A 17,570-nucleotide genomic window follows, 5' to 3' on the forward strand; every position below is an offset into this window, starting at 1 on the left:
CGGGAAGGAACAAGGTATTAGTGGCTTTTGAGATGGGCGCGGACCGCATTCTGAATGCCAGCGATCTGACTGCTCACCGTGTCGTAACGCTCTGGCCGTTCGAAAAGATCGGCCAGATGCGGGGGAAGGGCAGCTCTGATGCCGGTCGCTGAGAAGACTGCATCCGGAAATTTGGCGGGATGAGCTGTTGCTGCGGCGATCATTGGAATGCCGGGTTCCTGAAAGCGCTTGCCAACAGCCAGGCCGATTGCCGTGTGCGGATCAGCCAGATAGAGGCTCTCGTTGTAGAAATGACGCATGGCTTCGCTGGTCTGCTCATCACTGAGCGTCATGCCGTCGAAGACATCCTTCATGCGCGTCCAGGCATCGTGCGGAACGGCCATACGGCCAGTCTCGCGGAACTCTTTCATGATCGCGGCGCAGCGCGTCGGGTTGCGATCCAGAAGCTCGAACAGCAGACGTTCGAAATTGGACGAAACCTGAATATCCATCGACGGGGACAGGCTCGGCTCGACTGTGCGGACACTCATGTCGTTTTCCAGAAGGAAACGTGTGAGAATGTCATTGCGGTTGGAACCGATGCACAGGCGACGGATCGGGAGGCCCATCTGACGGGCAGCCCATGCCGCAAGCACATTGCCGAAATTGCCGGTCGGAACGGAGAAGGACACTTCCCGATCTGGTGCGCCGAGAGCCAGTGCTGCACGGACGTAATAGGGGATCTGTGCCGCAATACGGGCCCAGTTGATGGAATTGACGGCGGACAGGGAGACTTCGTCCCGGAACGGCTGGTCGGCGAAGAGGGCCTTGACGATATCCTGGCAGGTATCGAAGTCACCTTCGACGGCAATGTTCAGAATGTTGTCGTCTGGCACAGTTGTCATCTGGCGACGCTGGACTTCCGATGTGCGGCCCTTTGGATGAAGGATAACCACCGAGAGACGCTCACGTCCACGGCAGGCTTCAATGGCGGCCGAACCGGTATCGCCTGATGTAGCGCCGACGATCGTGACCTTCTGGTTGCGCTGCGTCAGAACGTGATCGAAGAGACGCCCCAGCATCTGCATCGCCATGTCTTTGAAGGCGAGCGTCGGGCCATGGAACAGTTCGAGCGAGAAGAGATCCTGCTCAACTTCGCAAAGTGGCGCTACGGCAGCATGATCGAAGCCTGCATAAGCGTCGCGGGCCATATCGCGCAGGGTATCGCGATCAATGGCACCTTCGGAGAAAAGGGAAATGACCTCAGCCGTCAGGTCCGCGTAGGACAGTGCACGCCATTCGCGGAATGTCTGGGCACTGATTTTTGGCCATGTCTCCGGCATGTAGAGACCGCCGTCTCCAGCAAGGCCGGCAAGCAGAATGTCGGAAAAGTTGGGGGCGTCGGCGGTCAGGTCGCCGCGAGTAGATCGGTAGCGCATGCTGACTTTATATCACGACCTCCTATGGCAAGGCGATGCGAAGAATGTGCGGTTTTCCATCTTCTGATGTCAGAACGCTGACCTCATGATCGCCTGAAACCGTCAATGCGCCAGCATTTATGAGGCGCACATCCCGAACAAGAATCAGAGGATTGCGTTCGCTTCCAAATTTCAGGAGCGCCCCATCCGTAATGTCCGACATGTAGAAGACGTTGTCGGGTGAGAGTGTGATCCCGCCCAGGCTGGGTGTGTCACGCCATTCCACGATTCCGTCGAGTTGCTCCACAGGTGTGAATGCCGGATCGGTGAGAAGGGCGCTATCAATTCTGTAAAGAGGGCCGCAGGCTGGCATGTAAAATAGCCATTGGCCTTTGGTATCAAGGGCCAGAAACCTTACATTTCCGCCTGTCAGCGGGTGATTGTCCGGTCCATTATTGATCCGCCCGTTTCGTATCAGGGGACGGCGACCTGTCACGGATGGGTCATAGGGAAGAAGGCTTTGCGTCCTGCCGTCCTGGAGAGACACCACAACGAGTGCGGCCCGTCCTTCGTCGGTCAGGTAAGCGTAATTTCCATGAACCTGAATGGCCGTTAAATGACTGCCTGCCGCGAGTGGCTTTTGAAGAGACACTGTTTGGAGCAGTTTTCCTTCTGCGGATAACTGAACAAGCGCGGCTTTTGGAGAAGTGGTGAGTCCCCAGAGAGCTGTACCTTGGCCCGTTAACACCGAAAGGGACGGAATTTTTGCTCTTTCAGCCTCATCGGCAGGAAACGGATGTGTCTGGTTTGTCGAATCGATGAAGACAGGGCGCCCGTTCAGATCCAGCCCCATGACGGATGCCGAATCATGACGCATCAGGGTGGTGAGTTGAACATTCTGAAGTGACGCATCTGCTGTAATCGTCGCTGTCTGTACAGCGTCTTTCCATGGGTGGTCTGCCAGTGCGGGGGAGGCAAACAGGCAGGACGTTCCCAAAAGAACGACGGACACGGAGCGCAGAAGCCAACTTTTCATGGTTCGAGACATCGGCCTGTCTGGAAAATTTGACAAGCCTGAAAAGGGATTAATTCTCCAGTGTCAGCGCTCTGTCAGCTTTATCCGTGTATCTTGTCTCGGAGCGAGCAGAGCCAAATTTTTCTGTAACGTGAGGATATCGCTGGGTAGGTCGAGGCGCCGGGCGCGGATTGGACAGCCAGGGAGCATGTTCATACTCAAAAGGGAAGATGACAGCCGCATGCATCAGGAGAGCAGACTCAATGGTCTGACACTCGATGGACCAGCGCTGATCCGGCATGCGGGAGATGTAATGCCCTGACGGGGTCTGCCTTACTTCAATCGGGAAGGTACGTGTGGTCATACCCTGACGCACTGTTGCGAAAACCAGGCCGGGAACATTGCCTGTCCGTTGTTCAAGGTGCATGGTCAGACGCCTTTTATGGTCGTGGTCACACGCACAATGCTGTCCAAAATCTGAATACTTCGTTAACGGCCTTTTATATTTTTATTAAAGGTTTCAGTGCGTCATTTCCTGTACTGGCTCTCTTTCGACTTCTGAAATAACGGAACCAGGATGACCAGCCTTATCTCTGATCCCACCCGATATGCTTTTGATCGCTTTGCACAGGGAGATCTGATTGAAGCCGGGCGTCTTTTCCGGGAAATTCTGACTGCTGATCCATCTCAGCCGGATGCCCTGCACGGCATGGCCTGCATGGCGCGCGCCAATGGCCAGAATGCGATGACGATTGCCCTGTGTGGCAAGGCGCTCAAGGCAGGGGCAGGTCTTCCAGCGTCTCGTCTGGCGCGTATTCACCTGACGCTTGGCCTCGCTTTGATAGCCGAAGGCCATTCTGAACCTGCGCGTGCTGCACTGGTCGTGGCTCAAGCGCTTCAGCCTTCGGATCCCCGAACCTTTGCAGCCCTCGGAGAAGCGCTATTGCTTCTGGGGCGCCGTGCGGAGGCAAAAGCAGCATTGGAACAGGCTGCAAAGCTTGCCGCAAATGATGCTGAATATCTGACAAGACTGGGGCAGATCCATCTTGAGGATGGAGAGGCAGAACAGGCGATTGTCTGCTTCGAAGCCGTCACACAGCGATGCGCTCAGGACGGACGGGCATGGGCCAATCTGGGGGCCGTTCTGTTCGGACTTGGGCAGTATGGGAAAGCACAGGATGTTCTGCTGCGGGCGTGTGAACTTGGTGCCCGAACGGCCGAAACACTGAATAATCTCGGGCTTGTCCTGATGGCGCTGGGGGATTTGCCTTCGGCCCGCGCCATTCTTGGAGAAGCACTATCGCTACGGCCAGAGGACGGTCGCATCGCCAACAGTCTCGGGACTGTTCTCATGGAAATGGGCGAGGAAGCCGTTGCGGAAACGCTTTTTAGTGCCGTTATGGGCAGGGAAAGCGGTTTCGACAGGGAGCAGGCGCGCTTTAATCACGCCACGCTTCTTCTGGGTAAGGGAGCTTTTGCTCAGGGTTGGAAAGAGTTCGAAAGCCGCCACGCTTTGTTGGGCTACGTGCCGGAGAGCCCAGTCTGGAATGGTTCCGTGGGTGAAGCGCCGATCGCAGTCACGGCCGAGCAGGGGCTTGGGGACAGTGTTCAGTTCCTGCGGTTTCTGATTGAGGCCGCAAAGCGTCGTCCATTGCGCCTCCGTTTTCCGGCGGCTGAGCTTGTTTCTTTCATGCCGCAACTGGATAGGGAGAGAATTTTGGAGTCCGAAGGTCCGGTGGAGAGTGAAGTTAGCCTCTTGAGCCTGCCCTTTGTTCTTGGCCTCCAGAATGTCCCCGACGATAAGCCTTATCTGGAGACGGGGCTGCACTCAGAGCAGAAAACGATTGGTTTGTGCTGGGCGGGAAACCCTTCCTACCGTTTTGATCTGAGGCGTTCCCTGAAGGCCAAATGGTTGGAGCCATTGAAAGGGATTTCAGGGATCAGGATTGTGTCCCTTCAGCGGGGAGAGTGTCCCGACTGGATGGACGCAGTGGATCTTTCCACGCCACAGGCTCTGGCGCGTGCTGTAAGCCAATGTGCGCTGGTTATTAGTGTGGATACGCTTGTAGCGCATATGGCTGGAGCCGTGGGGCGTCCGCTTTGGTTGCTGAATCGCCGAGGGGGTGACTGGCGCTGGAAGGATGTGCCCTGGTACCAGAATGTTCGACAGTTCCGGCCTGACGGCTTCTTGCCGGAGGCCTGGCCACCTGCCTTGGAACAGGTGGCCGAAGCGCTCAGGGCGTGGGAACAGTAGCGGTTTTCTTGACGGGAAGGGGCGTCAGAGTATCCAGCAGGGAGGCACGGATATGGGCCAGACGGGCTGCATCCGTGATTTTCATCCCCAGAAGATCCCGGACATAGAACACGTCCACAGCGCGCATGCCGTAGGTTGTAATATGAGCTGAGGAAATCTGTAGGGACTGCTGGCTCAGTGTTCGTGTGATGTCGTGAAGCAGGCCAGATCTGTCACGACCATTGATTTCAATGACCGTATGACGGTCGGAAGCGGCATTATCTATGACCACACGCGGTGGAACATGGATTGCACGCATCCGGCGTGAAGCGCCACGGTGACGGGCTTCGGAGATACCCTTTTCCAGATCCAGTCGACCAGACAGAGCCTGCTCAACGAGATGGTTCAAACGGCCAAGCTGATGCGGATCTTCAAAAGAGCACCCGTCGGCATCCTGAACCCAGAATGTGTCCAATGCCATGCCGTCGCTCAGCGTATGGATGCGGGCATCCACGATGGACGCGCCGGCAACAGCCAAAGCCCCAGCGATCTGTGAGAACAGGCCCGGATGATCAGCGCACAGAACGGTAAGCTCCGTCACGCCCCGGTCCGGAATGGGATAGGCTTCTACCGTTACGGGAGAACGATAGCGGTCTGAGTCATGGATCATGCGGGCATGGCGCATGTGCGTATCGGTATCGAAGCCCAGCCAGTAGCTTGGATAACCGAGTGCAAGGAAGTGCTCGATGCTGCTCTCTGGAAGGAGAGGGGTCAGGCCGTCACGGGCGAGTTCACGGGCATGACTGACACGTCCATCCTGTTCCGTGGCGGCCAGGCCGCCTTCCAGAACTTCTGCAACGCGGGAGAACAGTTCGCGCAGAAGTGTGGCTTTCCACGCATTCCAGACTTTGGGGCTGACGGCACGCATGTCAGCGATGGTCAGTAGAAGAAGGAGGCGGAGGCGTTCCGGGGACTGGATGGTATCCGCGAGATCCAGAATGGTGCGTGGATCGTCGATGTCACGGGTGAAGGCTGTCTGCGAGAGCAGGAGATGATGCAGGACCAGCCAGGAAACTGTGTCCGTTTCTTCCGGGTCGAGGCCAAGCTGTGGGCAGATTGTGAGGGCCAGATCGGCCCCGAGTTCCGAGTGGTCACCGCCACGACCCTTGGCGATGTCATGCAAAAGGACGGCCACATACAGGGCGCGGCGGGACCGCAGATCCTTGGCTAGGCCATAAGCGAGCGGAATTTCATCCGCCATGTGCCCGGCTTCGATCTGCCCCATCATGCGGACGGCCTCAATGATGTGCTCGTCCACGGTGTAGATATGATAGCTGTCGAACTGCATCTGCCCGACAACGCGGGACCAGTCTGGCAGCAGGCGGCCTAGAAGACCGGTTTCGTTCAGGATTGGCAGCCAGAACGGAACGTTTTTTGTTTCGTCCGCGCTGGGTTCGCAGAGCATGTTCAGGAAAATCTGAGCCGTTTCCGGGTCATCCCGAAGTTCAACGGCATGACGTTCGTTGCGAATGAGCTGCTGGATAGCGAGCGGATGCAACTCCAGATCATGGCGGCGGGCACAATCCAGCATGCGGAACATGTCGCGCGGATTTTTTGCAAATGTTACCGGTTCGACAGGACACAGACGACCGGCAATGCGCTCGAAGCCTTCGGGACCAGCCAGGGTTTCCGGCTGGGTGTCGCTGGCCTGATCCTGAAGGCGCATCAGGACAATCGGCTGCAGTACGTGCGTCAGGCGCATGACGTCGCGGGCTGTCAGGAAATAGTGCCGCATGAAGCGTTCGACGCCGCGTTGGCGACCATGGGTTGCGTAGCCCATGCGGCCACCAATGACGGGTTGGACATCAAAGGTCAGACGCTCTTCAGCGCGGCCGGTGATGTAGTGAAGATGCAGGCGAACCGTCCAGAAAAAATCCCACGCGCGCCGGGCGCGGTGGGTTTCACGATTGGTCAGAAGGCCAAAGGAAATGAAGGACGGTGTCGGGACGGCTTCGGCAGGGGCGGCGTTCTGGTCGACCGTCGTAATCGCGCAGCCAAGGGCGGCGCGGCCCATCCAGTTCAGGGTCTGAAGGTCTCGCAGGCCGCCGCGGCCTTCCTTGATGTTTGGCTCCACCATGTACGGATTATCGCCGAAGCGGCGATGGCGCTGTTCGCGCTCTTCAATCTTGCCCTGCACGAAGCCCCAGAGCGTATCGTTCTGAAGATCAGCGCCTAAAGCGGAGCGCAAATCGCGTGCAAGTGTGCGATCTCCGTAGAGCGGGCGCAGATCCAGCAAAGCTGTGCGGATCGTCAGGTCTTCGGCGACGTCCTTGATGCAGGCGCTGATGGAGCGCGTAGCATGGCCGACTCGCAGGCCGAGATCCCACAGGGCGTAGAGAATGAATTCGATTCGGGTCGTGAGGGCGGTGGATGCGTCTTCCGGGATCAGGAAGAGGATATCGATGTCACTGAATGGCGCGAGGAGGCCAGCGCCATAGCCGCCAGTCGCACAAAGACAGAGAGGTTCGTCAGACGTGCCTTCCTGCTGGGCTGACAGGTCTGCCAGCGCACAGACGACGCTGTCCGCCTGCGCGGCGAGAGCCCGTGCGGCTGCGATTCCGGACATCTGGCGGTTTTCAAACCGCTGACGGATGGCCGCATGGCCATTGCCGAGATGACGACGGAGGATGGAAAGAACATCTTCACGGGATGTCTGCCCCTGGGCTGCAGCATTCTGGAGGGCTGTTTGCAGCGACGGGGTCATGGCTTTGCGGTCAGACAGGGTCGTATCCGTATCGTCAGCGAAAGGGGAGGGAGAACTTTCGCCCCAGAAACCCGCTCTTTTCAAGTCCTGTCTCCTGTGGCGAGGCGTTTAAGATCATATAGCGCGGCGAGCGCTTCCCGGGGAGAGAGATCATCGGGATTCAGCGTCGTGAGGGCATCGAGAGCAGCGGACTGTGGCGCAGGTGTCTCAATGGCCGGGTCTGGCGTCTCTTCAACGGCTTCGAACAGCGGCAGGGAAGACCGTGCTTCTGCCTGTTCGCGCTCGAATGTTGCCAGCAGGCGGGAGGCGCGATTGACGACGGATTGCGGAATGCCAGCAAGCTTGGCGACATGCAGGCCCCAGCTTTTCCGCGCCGATCCCGGGCGCACCTCATGCTGGAAGATGACTTCCCCGCGCCATTCCTTCACCGCCATGGTGTATGGCGCGAGGCGGGGAAGGAACTCCGTCAGTGCGCCAAGCTCATGGAAATGCGTGGCGAAAATTGTGCGGGAGCCGAGTTGCGTATGCAGTGCTTCGAGCGTGGCCCAGGCAATGGAAAGACCATCCAGCGTTGCGGTGCCGCGACCAATTTCATCGACGACGACGAGGGATTTCGGTCCGGCCTGATTGAGAATGGCGGCGGTCTCGGTCATTTCGACCATGAAAGTTGAGCGGCCTCGGGCGAGGTCATCCGCGCCGCCTACGCGGGAAAACAGCCGGTCTACAACGCCGATTTTGGCGCTCTTTGCGGGAACAGGTAGTCCCGCTTGCGCCATGATGACAGCCAGAGCTGTCTGGCGGAGGAATGTCGATTTACCGGCCATATTGGGGCCGGTGAGGAGCATGGCCCGATGTTCGGGTGGCAGCTTGCAGTCATTGGGAATGAAGCGCGCGTCTGCACTCCCCGACTCTGCAAGTGCGGCTTCCACGACGGGATGGCGACAGGCGATGAGTTCGAAATCCGTTCCGTCCGTGACTTCAGGGCGGCACCATGATCCGCCTTCGGACAGGAGCCCGCAGGAGCGCAGAACGTCCGCCAGAGCAAGAAATTCTGCCACTTCGTCCAGAGCGGGGGTCTGGAGAATATGCGCGCAGAGTTCGGCGAAGAGGCGACGTTCCAGGGCGCTGGCCTTATCGGCAGCCTCCAGAATGGCGCGGTCCAGAGCGGCAAGTTCTTCTGTTGAGAAACGGGCGAGGCTTGCCGTTCCCTGACGGAAGGACAGTTCAGGCCGATCCTTCAGCTTCGCCCCTGCGGCGGACGGAACTTCGATCACGTAGCCGAGCTGGGCGTGATGGCGGATCTTAAGATTGCCGATGCCGTATTCTTCTGACAGTCGTCCCTGAAGCGCTGCGACGATCCGGCGGCTCTCGTCCCGGAGGGTGCGATAGCGATCCAGTTCCGAATCAAATCCGGCGGCAATGAACCCGCCGTCTTCGATACGGGCAGGAAGATCCTCGGCGACCGCAGCCTTCAGGCGATCGAGCAGGGTGTCGGCTCTGCCGTACAATCCGGCTGTCAGGGTACGAATCAGGGTCGGGGTTTGTTCATCGCAAACGGGTTGCAATAGGCCGGTGAGGTCGTCTGCGGCGATCAGCGTGTCCCGAATGGCGGCAAGGTCGCGGGGCTGGCCGCGCCCGGCAGACAGGCGTCCTAGCGCGCGCGCCGGATCGGGCGTGCGTTTGAGGATGTTACCCAGCGATCCCACGAGGCCCGGAACGGCCTGGAGCCACAGCCATGCGTTTTGTCGGTCGGTGATCTGTTGGGCGTTGGTGAGCGGTGAGGACAGCCATTGTGAAAGCAGGCGTGAGCCGGCGGCTGTAGCCGTGCGGGAAACAACGCCAAACAGGCTGTATTTTGTCTCCCCATCTCGGGTGCGAAGAATGTCGAGGCTGGCGCGGGTCGCCGGGTCGATTCCCAGAACGCCACTGACACCTTGTGGAATGGGGCGGGAAAGGCGTGGAAGGGCACCAGCCTGGCTGCGTTGGACGTAATTCAGTGCCATGGCACAGGCGATGGCCTGTTCGTCCGGGAAGTCTCCCAGTGCATCAAGCTGGGCGACGCCATAGGCGCGGGCGATCAGGGTGCGGGCACTGTCGATGGTCGGCGGGACGGCAACCGGAGCAAGGCGGCTCGCATGGTCAGCGGGAATGAGTTCCGGATCGGACAGAACTTCCGCTGCGTCGAGCCGGGCCATGAGTTCCGGTAGTGCGGCTTCCGGCACGGATGTTGTTTCAAATGCACCCGTCGAAATGTCGATCCAGGCGGCGCCGATCATGTTGGACCGGCGAGTCCCGGAGCGGGCAATGGCCAGCAGAAGATTGGCTCGTCCGGCTTCCAGGAGTTCGTCTTCGGTCAGCGTACCGGGTGTGACAACGCGGACGATGGCACGGGGGAGAGGACCTTTCTGGCCCTTTTGCGGAGTCTGCGTCTGTTCGGCCACGGCGACACGGAAGCCGCGGCGGATCAGGCGGGAGAGATAGGCCGGCGCTGCCGCGACTGGCACGCCACACATCGGGATCGGTTCGCCGTTATGGTTGCCACGGGCTGTCAGCGCGATATCGAGCGCCATGGCTGCTGCCTGGGCGTCACCGAAGAAAAGCTCGTAGAAATCCCCCATGCGGAAGAACAGCAGGGCATCCGGCTCCTGATGCTTCAGGTCAAACCACTGAGCCATGGATGGCGTGGCATTCGCAGCAGAAGGCAGGGGCATGAACGTGCCGATGGGTCCAGTCTCCGATGGTGAATGGGGAGGGGCGGCAAAGTACCCTGTCCCTGCCGGTGTGTGAACCGGCAGGATGGATCTCTTATCGTGTCCGGCGTCGGGCGATGCGCGTTTGCAACGCTGCGGCTGCGTCCCGAAGTTTCACGACCTTCAGAGCGTCCAGGGAAACGGCATAAACCACGCCGCCAAAAACGATCAGTGCACCAAGCATGCTCAGGCGCCACACACCATGCCAGTAAGGAAGATCCGGGGCGACGAACTTCTGGGCGGCAGCAACCCATAGTCCCATCATGATGGCAGCTCCGACGATACGTGTGACGCGACTTTTCAGGCGAGGGTCAGGTTTGAAAACGTCACGCCGACGAAGAAGAACGGCCAGAATGGCAACGTTGACAATAGCGGCGATTGTGCTGGCCAGCGGAGGGCCGACATGGGCGAGCGGTTTGTACAGCGCAAGATTGAGGACGAGGTTCAGGGCTAGCGTGAAGAAGCCGATCCGAACTGGTGTACTGGTGTCGCCCTCTGCGAAGAAACCCGGTGAAAACACCTTGATGAGCACGAAGGCAGGCAGCCCAAGCGCATAAGCGCGAAGGGACTGAGCGGATTTCATGGCGTCTGCAACCGTGAAGTGCCCGTAGCTGAAGAGACCAGCCATGATGGATGGCGCAAGCGCAATCAGCCCGATCGTGGCCGGCAATGTCAGGAGGAGTGAGTAATCAAGAGCCCTGTTCATGCTGGCGTGGAGAGAGGCGCGGTCCTTGTTGGCGACATGCCGTGTCAGGAGCGGCAGGAGCGTTGTGCCAGCCGCAGCACCCAAAACGCCGAGCGGAAGCTGGTTGATACGATCCGCGAAGTACAGGATGGAGGGGGTGCCAACGGGTAACAGGGTGGAAATGTTCATATCCACTGTCAGGTTTAGCTGTGTGACGCCTGATCCCACTAACCCCGGTCCCATCCGGCGCATTAGATCACGAATATCCTTTGAGAGTGATGGACGAACGAAGTGAGGGGCAACGCCTACCCGATGCGCAGCCCAGTACAGCGCCCCAAGTTGGACGACGCCTGAAATCGTAACGGCCCAGGCGCTGGTGAGGGCAACATTATGCCAGACATACGCCCCCAGAAAAATGGCAGTGATGCCGATGACGTTAAAGCTCAAATAGGCTGCCGAAGCGGCACCAAATTTTCCCAAACCATTAAGTGCGCCAGAAACAAGAGCCGCTGCGCAGATCATAATCATGTAAGGGAAAGTAATCTGCGTTAGTTCGAGGGCGATTCTAAATCGTTCTCCCTGCAGGCCCGTTGCGAGAACTGGAATAATAAACGGCATGAACAGTTCGCATAGAACGGTCAGAATCACGAGCCATGCGACGAGCGTCGAGAGAGCCTGCCCCGCGAAACGCAGGGCTGCGGTACGCCCTTCCGTTTCATATTTCGCTGTGAACATCGGGACAAAGGCGGCGTTGAATGCGCCTTCGCCAAAGAGGCGCCGGAACATGTTGGGCAGACGCAGAGAGACCAGATAGGCGTCCTGCACCGGGCCTGCGCCCAGAAAAGCTGCGAGAAGCTGGTCACGGATCAGGCCCAGAACACGCGAAAGCATGGTCCAGCTGCCAACAGTCAGGAAATTGCGAAGCATTTCCCGTCTCTAGCCTATCCCGCGGGCGGGTAACATATCCTCCTGAGGGCTGGAGGAACGATTTTTATCGCAGAACGGTTTCCCTGGCGTACAGCTTTTCAGAAGGACGGGTCATGCTCGGACGAACAGCGGCAAGACCGATGCAGAGCAGGACAATTTCCAGCGTCAGCATCACACTGGCCCAGAAAATTCCGGGAAGTCCCAGAAAGCTTGAAACGTGATGGGCGACAGACGGTGTGAGCGCGCCGAGGGCGGCGACGACCAGCAGCGGCAGAATAGGGCGGAGAACAGACACCGTCATGACAAGCCTCCTGTCATATTGCTGTCATGAAGCTCGCGTTTTTTGGTGCGCAGCGTCAAGGAAAAAGACGCAACTTGCGATGCCATTGCTGTGTTGTTTTGTATCATGATCAAAACTTCGTTCACCACGTCTCCATCCAGCACTGAAGACCTCATGCAAAGGCTGCAGAAGCTTCGGCGGCTGGCCTGGATTTTGAATGCTGCGGTGCGCATTCCCGGTTTGCGCCTGCGAGCAGGCGTCGATACGATTCTGGGCCTTATTCCGGGAGGAGGGCTCGCTCTCGGGACGCTTCTTTCGCTTTACATCGTATGGGAAGGCCATCGGATGGGCGTTGGAACACGTACTGTCCGTAAAATGCTGCTGAATGTGGGAATCGAAGCTGTTCTTGGTGTGGTGCCATTCCTCGGGGATGTGTTTGACACCGTCTTCAAGGCTGATCTGCGGAATGTCGCCCTGATAGAGCAGGCGCTGATGCAAACGACATTCCGGGATGGCGCGGACTCAGTGATCGAGAAGAACCCGGCGGATGGCCTCTTCTACCCGTCCAGAGGTGGGTTTTGACAAAGGTGTAAACCAGCGATTCAGTTTGCCATTACGGCCGATCAGATATTTGTAGAAATTCCAGCGTGGCCGGGAAAGAAAGCCGCCTTCCTGGCGCAGCCACTGGAAAAGAGGCACTGCGTCTGACCCTTTGACATGCGACTTGGCGGCCATTGGAAATGTCACACCGTAATTTCGATAGCAGAATGTCTTGATGTCTTCTGCAGAGCCTGGCTCCTGTTCGCCAAAATCGTTTGAGGGCACACCGAGCACCATCAGGCCTTCCGCATAGTCTCTGCCGTAACGGGACCACAGATGTTGCAGGTCCTCATACTGAGGCGTGAAGCCGCATTTGGAAGCCGTGTTGACGATAAGCAGCGGACGGCCACGATAGGCCGAGAGGTCGATGGTTTCACCTGACAGGCCCGGCAGGTGGAAGTCATAGGCACAGGACATGGTTTCTCCCTCTCGTTTGAGATGAGTGTAATGCCATAAGGCACATGAGGCGAGAGGAGGGCTGGACACGGCGCTGTCATGCAGACAGGTTGTGGAACCGTTCTGTCTCTGAAAGGGAGCTTCTGTTCGTGATCCTGCGCGTCCTGATCGGCATGGCTGGTCTTCTCTGTCTTGGCGCGCTTCTTTCCACGAACCGCAGGGCCATTGACTGGACGCTGGTTGCGCGCGCGCTTGCCCTTCAGGTGGCTATTGCTGCTGTCGTTCTTTGGGTGCCCATGGGTGCTCATGCCCTGCATCTGGTGTCGGATGGCGTCACAAAAATCCTTTCTTATGGGGATCAGGGGAGCGCATTCCTGTTTGGTGGTCTGGTCGGACCGAAGATGGATACGGTCTTTGGCGATGGCGGTTTTATTTTTGCCCTGAAGGTCCTGCCAGAGATCGTTTACGTGGCAGCTTTATTGGGCTTGTTGCAGCACTGGGGTGTTCTTCAGTTCCTGTCCCGGATCATTGGTGGTGGGCTGGCAAAAATTCTAGGTACGACTCAGCTTGAGTCGTTCTCAGCGGTTCTGACGATCTTTCTGGGCCAGAGCGAAATGCCTATCGCTCTTCAGACTTGTCTCGCAGGGCTGTCGATGGGTGAACTGGCCACTGTCCTGTGCAGTGGTACGTCTTCTATCGCCGGGTCTGTTCTTGCGGGATACGCCTCTCTTGGTGTGCCGATGGAGAACCTTTTGGCGGCATCTGCCATGGCCATTCCCGGTGGTTTGTTGTTTTCCCGGGTGCTGTTTCCCGGTCCACGTCATGCCAGTACGGAAATCGCCGGGGCCGACCACGGGCATCACAGCATGTTCGAAGCCTTGGCCGAAGGCGCGATGAATGGCGCGAAAATTGCTGTGGCAGTGGGGGCGGTACTGATCGCCTTTGTGGGCGTCATTGCCCTGACCAATGGCCTTCTGGCGATGATCGGGCTGTCTCTGACGCAGATCCTTGGGATGGTTTTTGCGCCCTTCGCGTGGCTGATGGGTGTTCCGTGGTCCGAGTGTGTGGCGGCTGGCGGACTGCTGGGGCAGAAGATCGCGTTCAATGAGTTCGTGGCATACGTAAACCTGTCACCGATGATCCACGCGCACGCTCTGTCACATCGAACGATTACGATCCTGTCTTTTGCGTTGTGTGGGTTTGCTAATATTTCCACGATCGGAATTCTGATCGGCGCGTTCGGGAGCGCGGAACCACGTCGGCGTACGGATGTGGCGAAGCTGGCTGTCCGGGCCGTTGTGGCAGGAACGCTTTCCAATGCCATGAGCGCTGTTATCGCTGGGCTGTTTGTCTGATCCAGCTTTTTGCGGGTGTTCTAGAGAGGTTAAGACTTCGGCGATGTTTTTCTGAAAATGAGCGTCGCCCATAGGGAAGTTGCAGTGATCCCGACCCATTCCCAGAAGTGAAAGCTGCTGAAGACGTTTTCTCCGGTCGTGAAGAATTTCAGCAGGTTGACGCTCATTCCAAGCAGAGAAAAAATGAGCATCGCCAGAAAAGAGTGCCACGAGAGCTTCATATTTCTCCTTTCAATATAAGGGGCTACTCCACGGTTGGCGGGCGGTCCAGTAGCAGGGACCGGGCTTCATCAATCGTCAGCTTTTCTGACAGCAGATGCGTCACGGTTTCGATGATAGGCACCTGGACGTTCAGCCTATGAGCCAAAGCCACGAGTGCCGGAGCCGTTAGAACGCCCTCAGCCACGGTTGTGCGGGAGGCGAGAATGTCCGCCAGAGAGCGGCCTTCACCAAGTTCGACGCCAAGGCTGTAGTTTCGTGATCCACGGCCGGTGCAGGTCAGGATCAGATCGCCAACGCCGGACAGACCTGCAAGAGTGGATGCCCGGCCGCCAAGCGCTTCGGCCAGACGGGCGATTTCCGCGACAGCCCGTGTGATGAGGGCGGCGCGGCCATTCTCGCCAAGGCCTGCTCCGATGACGATGCCTGCTCCTAGCGCCACAACGTTCTTTGCAGCTCCGGCAAGCTGGACGGCGGCAGTGTCCTGACTGGCATAGAGGCGGAAGGAAGAGGAATTGAGCTGGCTGGCCAGATGCTGGGCGAGCGACAGATCCGCGCTTGCGAGCGTTGCGGCAGCGGGCAGGCCCTGGGCGACTTCAATGGCGAAATTCGGACCTGACAGAACGGCTGTGGGCCGACCGGGCATTGTCTCAGCAAGGACGTCGAGGGGGAGGAGGGATGTGCCTTTTTCCAGCCCTTTGCAGCAGGTGATGACGGGTATTCCGGGCGGCAAAGACCGTTCCAGCGCGGCTGAGACCTGCCGCGCGGTCTGAACGGGAACGACCAGAAGGACCATATCGGCCTGTGTTGGAAACTCCCCTGTAACGTGCACGGTATCGGGCAGGCGGATGCCGGGCAGGCGGGGAAGCTCCCGGACTTCGGGGGTAACCGGCGAGCGCATCCAGAGCGTCACACGGGCACCTGTGCGGGCAGCGGCGCAGGCAAGGGCTGTTCCCCAGGCGCCTGCTCCGATGACGGCGATATGGCGACCTGTCATGGTCATTCTTCGGCCAGTCGTTCGATATGCACCTGCATGTCTTCACGGTCCTCCGTGGCCAATTCTGTTTTCATTGCTTCCAGAATGGCACGAGCCTCGTTCTCAAACCCATATGGGGCATTCACGACCAGCATGCCACATCCGTTCAACCGGGATGGGTCGAGAGCAGGACGCAACAGGAATTCACAGGCGATGATGTCCCGAATGCCGGCATCCGTCAGGGCATTGTAGAAGGCGCGGACGGGTGTGCGATGCTTGATCGGGTACCAGACCGCCACGATTCCAGCCCGGAACCGGTTGCGGATGAGCGAAACAGCCTGCGCGCATTGCTGGAAATCATCCAGTTTCTCAAAAGGCGGGTCGATCAGAACCAGGCCGCGCTTCAGGTGCTTTGGTGGCAGGAGCGCGCGCAGTGCTTCATAGCCATTGCGATGATGGATGGAGACCTGCGGGTCATCCCTGAACAGGCGGCGCAGAGGGCGGACGTCTTCCGGGTGCAGTTCGCAGGCGATGAGTTCATCCTGCGGGCGCAGGACATGGCGTGTGAAGGCTGGGGAGCCGGGATAGAGCCCGAGATCCCGAACCGCGGCCAGATAGTCCTGAAGCGCAGGGTCTTCCGACTCTTCCAGAAGGCCGATGCCCGTTTTCCACTCGCCGGTTTTCTGGGCTTCTTCGGAAGACAGGTCATATTGTCCGCAGCCGGCATGGGTGTCCAGAACGCAGAACCCCGCTGGTTTGCGCGCGAGAGCTTTCAGAAGGACCAGAAGGATTGCGTGTTTGACGCAGTCCGCGAAGTTTCCCGCGTGGTAGGCGTGGCGGTAATTCAAGGGATCTGTATTCCGGTTGTGATGTCAGGACAATGCGGCGGCGGGCTGGCGTTCCGAAAGGGGCCAGCGGGGACGTGCGGCGACGTCGATTTCGTGGGGCTGTTCGCCTGCATGCAGGCGTTCCAGTGCGGCCCAGCCGATCATGACGGCATTATCCGTGCAGAGGCGGAGGGGCGGCGCGATAAAACGAATGTCGTGACGTTCGGCTACGGCTTCGAGAGCGCTGCGTAGCGTGCGGTTTGCGGCGACACCACCAGCCACGACAAGAGCTGTGGAGTGTGGAGCCATAGCGAGCGCGTGTTCCGCACGATCTGCCATGACGTCGGCAACGGCGCGCTGGAAGGATGCGGCAACATCAGCGGCGAACTGGCGGGGAAGTGCTCCGGAACCCTGCGGCTCGATGAGGCGGCTAACAGCAGTTTTCAGGCCGGAGAACGAGAAGTCGCATCCCTCGCGTCCCTTGAGCGGACGGGGCAGGGCGAAGGCGTCATCCCGACCTTCTCCTGCGAGTTTTTCGAGCGCCGGGCCGCCGGGCCAGCCAAGACCGAGCATCTTGGCAACCTTATCGAAAGCTTCGCCGGCGGCGTCGTCGATTGTGCCTCCGAGGCGAATATATTGCCCGGTTTTCTCCACGGAGATGCACTGGCAATGGCCTCCAGAGACAAGCATTGTCAGGAACGGGAACTGGAGATTGGCCTCAAGCGAGGGCAGCCGCGCCGTCAGGACATGGCCCTCGATGTGATTGACCGCGATGAAGGGCCGCCCAAGGGCAAGAGCCAGTCCTTTTGCATAGGAACTGCCGACAATCAGGCCACCGATCAGGCCGGGACCTGTCGTTCCTGCAAAGGTGTCGATGTCAGCCAGCGTTAGGGATGCCTTGGAGAGAACGGACTGGACCAGTGCGGGCAAAGCGTCCAGATGTGCGCGGGCTGCAATTTCGGGAACGACGCCGCCCAGAATGGCGTGATCGTTCTGGGACAGGACGCCTTCGGCAAGAATGGTACCGTCATGGGCGAGAATGGCGCAGGCTGTGTCATCACAGGACGTTTCGATCGCCAGAAGTGGGCGCAATGCAGCAGGGTCGGACATGCCATGCATTATGACCGAGTCTCTCTCATCATGACA

General features: G+C 58.8%; 14 protein-coding genes. 3 read left to right on the plus strand and 11 right to left on the minus strand.

Annotated features, from left to right (window positions below; all coding sequences use genetic code 11):
* Nucleotides 1-17 precede the first annotated feature (17 nt).
* Genes thrC through B7444_RS11330 form a run of 3 tightly spaced genes read right to left on the minus strand, consistent with a single transcriptional unit; the run spans nt 18 to nt 2,839 of the window.
* Nucleotides 18-1,418 (minus strand): threonine synthase, encoded by a 1,401-nt coding sequence (thrC, locus tag B7444_RS11320; protein ID WP_007282404.1) that lies wholly within the window; start codon nt 1,416-1,418, stop codon nt 18-20.
* Between the two features lie 22 nt (nt 1,419-1,440).
* A complete protein-coding gene (locus B7444_RS11325; RefSeq protein WP_007282403.1) occupies nt 1,441-2,433 on the minus strand; it encodes an LVIVD repeat-containing protein in 993 nt (330 codons plus the stop codon).
* A gap of 49 nt (nt 2,434-2,482) precedes the next feature.
* Nucleotides 2,483-2,839, minus strand: coding sequence for a hypothetical protein (locus B7444_RS11330; RefSeq protein WP_007282402.1), 357 nt, complete (start codon nt 2,837-2,839; stop codon nt 2,483-2,485).
* Between the two features lie 150 nt (nt 2,840-2,989).
* Between B7444_RS11330 and B7444_RS11335 the strand changes: the two genes are divergently transcribed.
* Nucleotides 2,990-4,666: a tetratricopeptide repeat protein gene (locus tag B7444_RS11335; RefSeq protein WP_007282401.1), complete on the plus strand. Its 1,677-nt coding sequence runs from the start codon at nt 2,990-2,992 to the stop codon at nt 4,664-4,666.
* Here the strand turns inward: B7444_RS11335 and B7444_RS11340 are convergent.
* The 4 genes from B7444_RS11340 to B7444_RS11355 all read right to left on the minus strand — a co-directional run bounded on the left by B7444_RS11340 (nt 4,647) and on the right by B7444_RS11355 (nt 12,072).
* The gene (locus B7444_RS11340; RefSeq protein ID WP_007282400.1) at nt 4,647-7,493 is read right to left on the minus strand and encodes a [protein-PII] uridylyltransferase; all 2,847 of its coding nucleotides are present in this window, start codon (nt 7,491-7,493) and stop codon (nt 4,647-4,649) included. The genes B7444_RS11335 and B7444_RS11340 overlap by 20 nt on opposite strands.
* On the minus strand, nt 7,490-10,120 hold the full coding sequence (gene mutS, locus B7444_RS11345) for a DNA mismatch repair protein MutS (RefSeq protein ID WP_007282399.1): 2,631 nt from the start codon (nt 10,118-10,120) through the stop codon (nt 7,490-7,492). Before mutS ends, B7444_RS11340 begins: the two co-directional genes overlap by 4 nt.
* Before the next feature lie 94 nt (nt 10,121-10,214).
* Nucleotides 10,215-11,771, minus strand: coding sequence for a murein biosynthesis integral membrane protein MurJ (murJ, locus tag B7444_RS11350; RefSeq protein ID WP_007282398.1), 1,557 nt, complete (start codon nt 11,769-11,771; stop codon nt 10,215-10,217).
* A gap of 64 nt (nt 11,772-11,835) precedes the next feature.
* On the minus strand, nt 11,836-12,072 hold the full coding sequence (locus tag B7444_RS11355; protein ID WP_007282397.1) for a hypothetical protein: 237 nt from the start codon (nt 12,070-12,072) through the stop codon (nt 11,836-11,838).
* Nucleotides 12,073-12,225: 153 nt separating this feature from the next.
* Here B7444_RS11355 and B7444_RS11360 point away from each other — a divergent pair, with 153 nt between their 5' ends.
* A complete protein-coding gene (locus B7444_RS11360; RefSeq protein ID WP_007282395.1) occupies nt 12,226-12,633 on the plus strand; it encodes a DUF4112 domain-containing protein in 408 nt (135 codons plus the stop codon).
* On the opposite strand, the gene B7444_RS11365 is transcribed toward B7444_RS11360, so the two are convergent.
* Nucleotides 12,574-13,068 carry a glutathione peroxidase gene (locus B7444_RS11365; protein ID WP_015072166.1) on the minus strand — a complete coding sequence of 165 codons (495 nt, stop codon included), beginning with the start codon at nt 13,066-13,068 and terminating at the stop codon, nt 12,574-12,576. The two genes, B7444_RS11360 and B7444_RS11365, sit on opposite strands and share 60 nt — an antisense overlap.
* Before the next feature lie 89 nt (nt 13,069-13,157).
* On the opposite strand from B7444_RS11365, the gene B7444_RS11370 reads away from it, so the two are divergent.
* Entirely contained in the window at nt 13,158-14,402 is a 1,245-nt protein-coding gene (locus B7444_RS11370; protein ID WP_007282394.1) for a NupC/NupG family nucleoside CNT transporter, read from the plus strand.
* A 244-nt stretch (nt 14,403-14,646) separates the two neighbouring features.
* Here B7444_RS11370 and B7444_RS11380 read toward each other — a convergent pair whose 3' ends face one another.
* From B7444_RS11380 to tsaD, 3 genes are read right to left on the minus strand one after another with little or no spacing between them, the layout of a single operon-like run.
* Nucleotides 14,647-15,624: an NAD(P)H-dependent glycerol-3-phosphate dehydrogenase gene (locus B7444_RS11380; RefSeq protein ID WP_007282392.1), complete on the minus strand. Its 978-nt coding sequence runs from the start codon at nt 15,622-15,624 to the stop codon at nt 14,647-14,649.
* Entirely contained in the window at nt 15,621-16,445 is an 825-nt protein-coding gene (locus B7444_RS11385) for a 23S rRNA (adenine(2030)-N(6))-methyltransferase RlmJ (protein WP_007282391.1), read from the minus strand. Before B7444_RS11385 ends, B7444_RS11380 begins: the two co-directional genes overlap by 4 nt.
* Before the next feature lie 24 nt (nt 16,446-16,469).
* Nucleotides 16,470-17,543 carry a tRNA (adenosine(37)-N6)-threonylcarbamoyltransferase complex transferase subunit TsaD gene (gene tsaD / locus B7444_RS11390; protein ID WP_007282390.1) on the minus strand — a complete coding sequence of 358 codons (1,074 nt, stop codon included), beginning with the start codon at nt 17,541-17,543 and terminating at the stop codon, nt 16,470-16,472.
* Nucleotides 17,544-17,570: the final 27 nt, after the last annotated feature.

It is taken from the genome of Gluconobacter thailandicus F149-1 = NBRC 100600 (genome assembly GCF_000964465.1).
Classification (GTDB): domain Bacteria; phylum Pseudomonadota; class Alphaproteobacteria; order Acetobacterales; family Acetobacteraceae; genus Gluconobacter; species Gluconobacter thailandicus.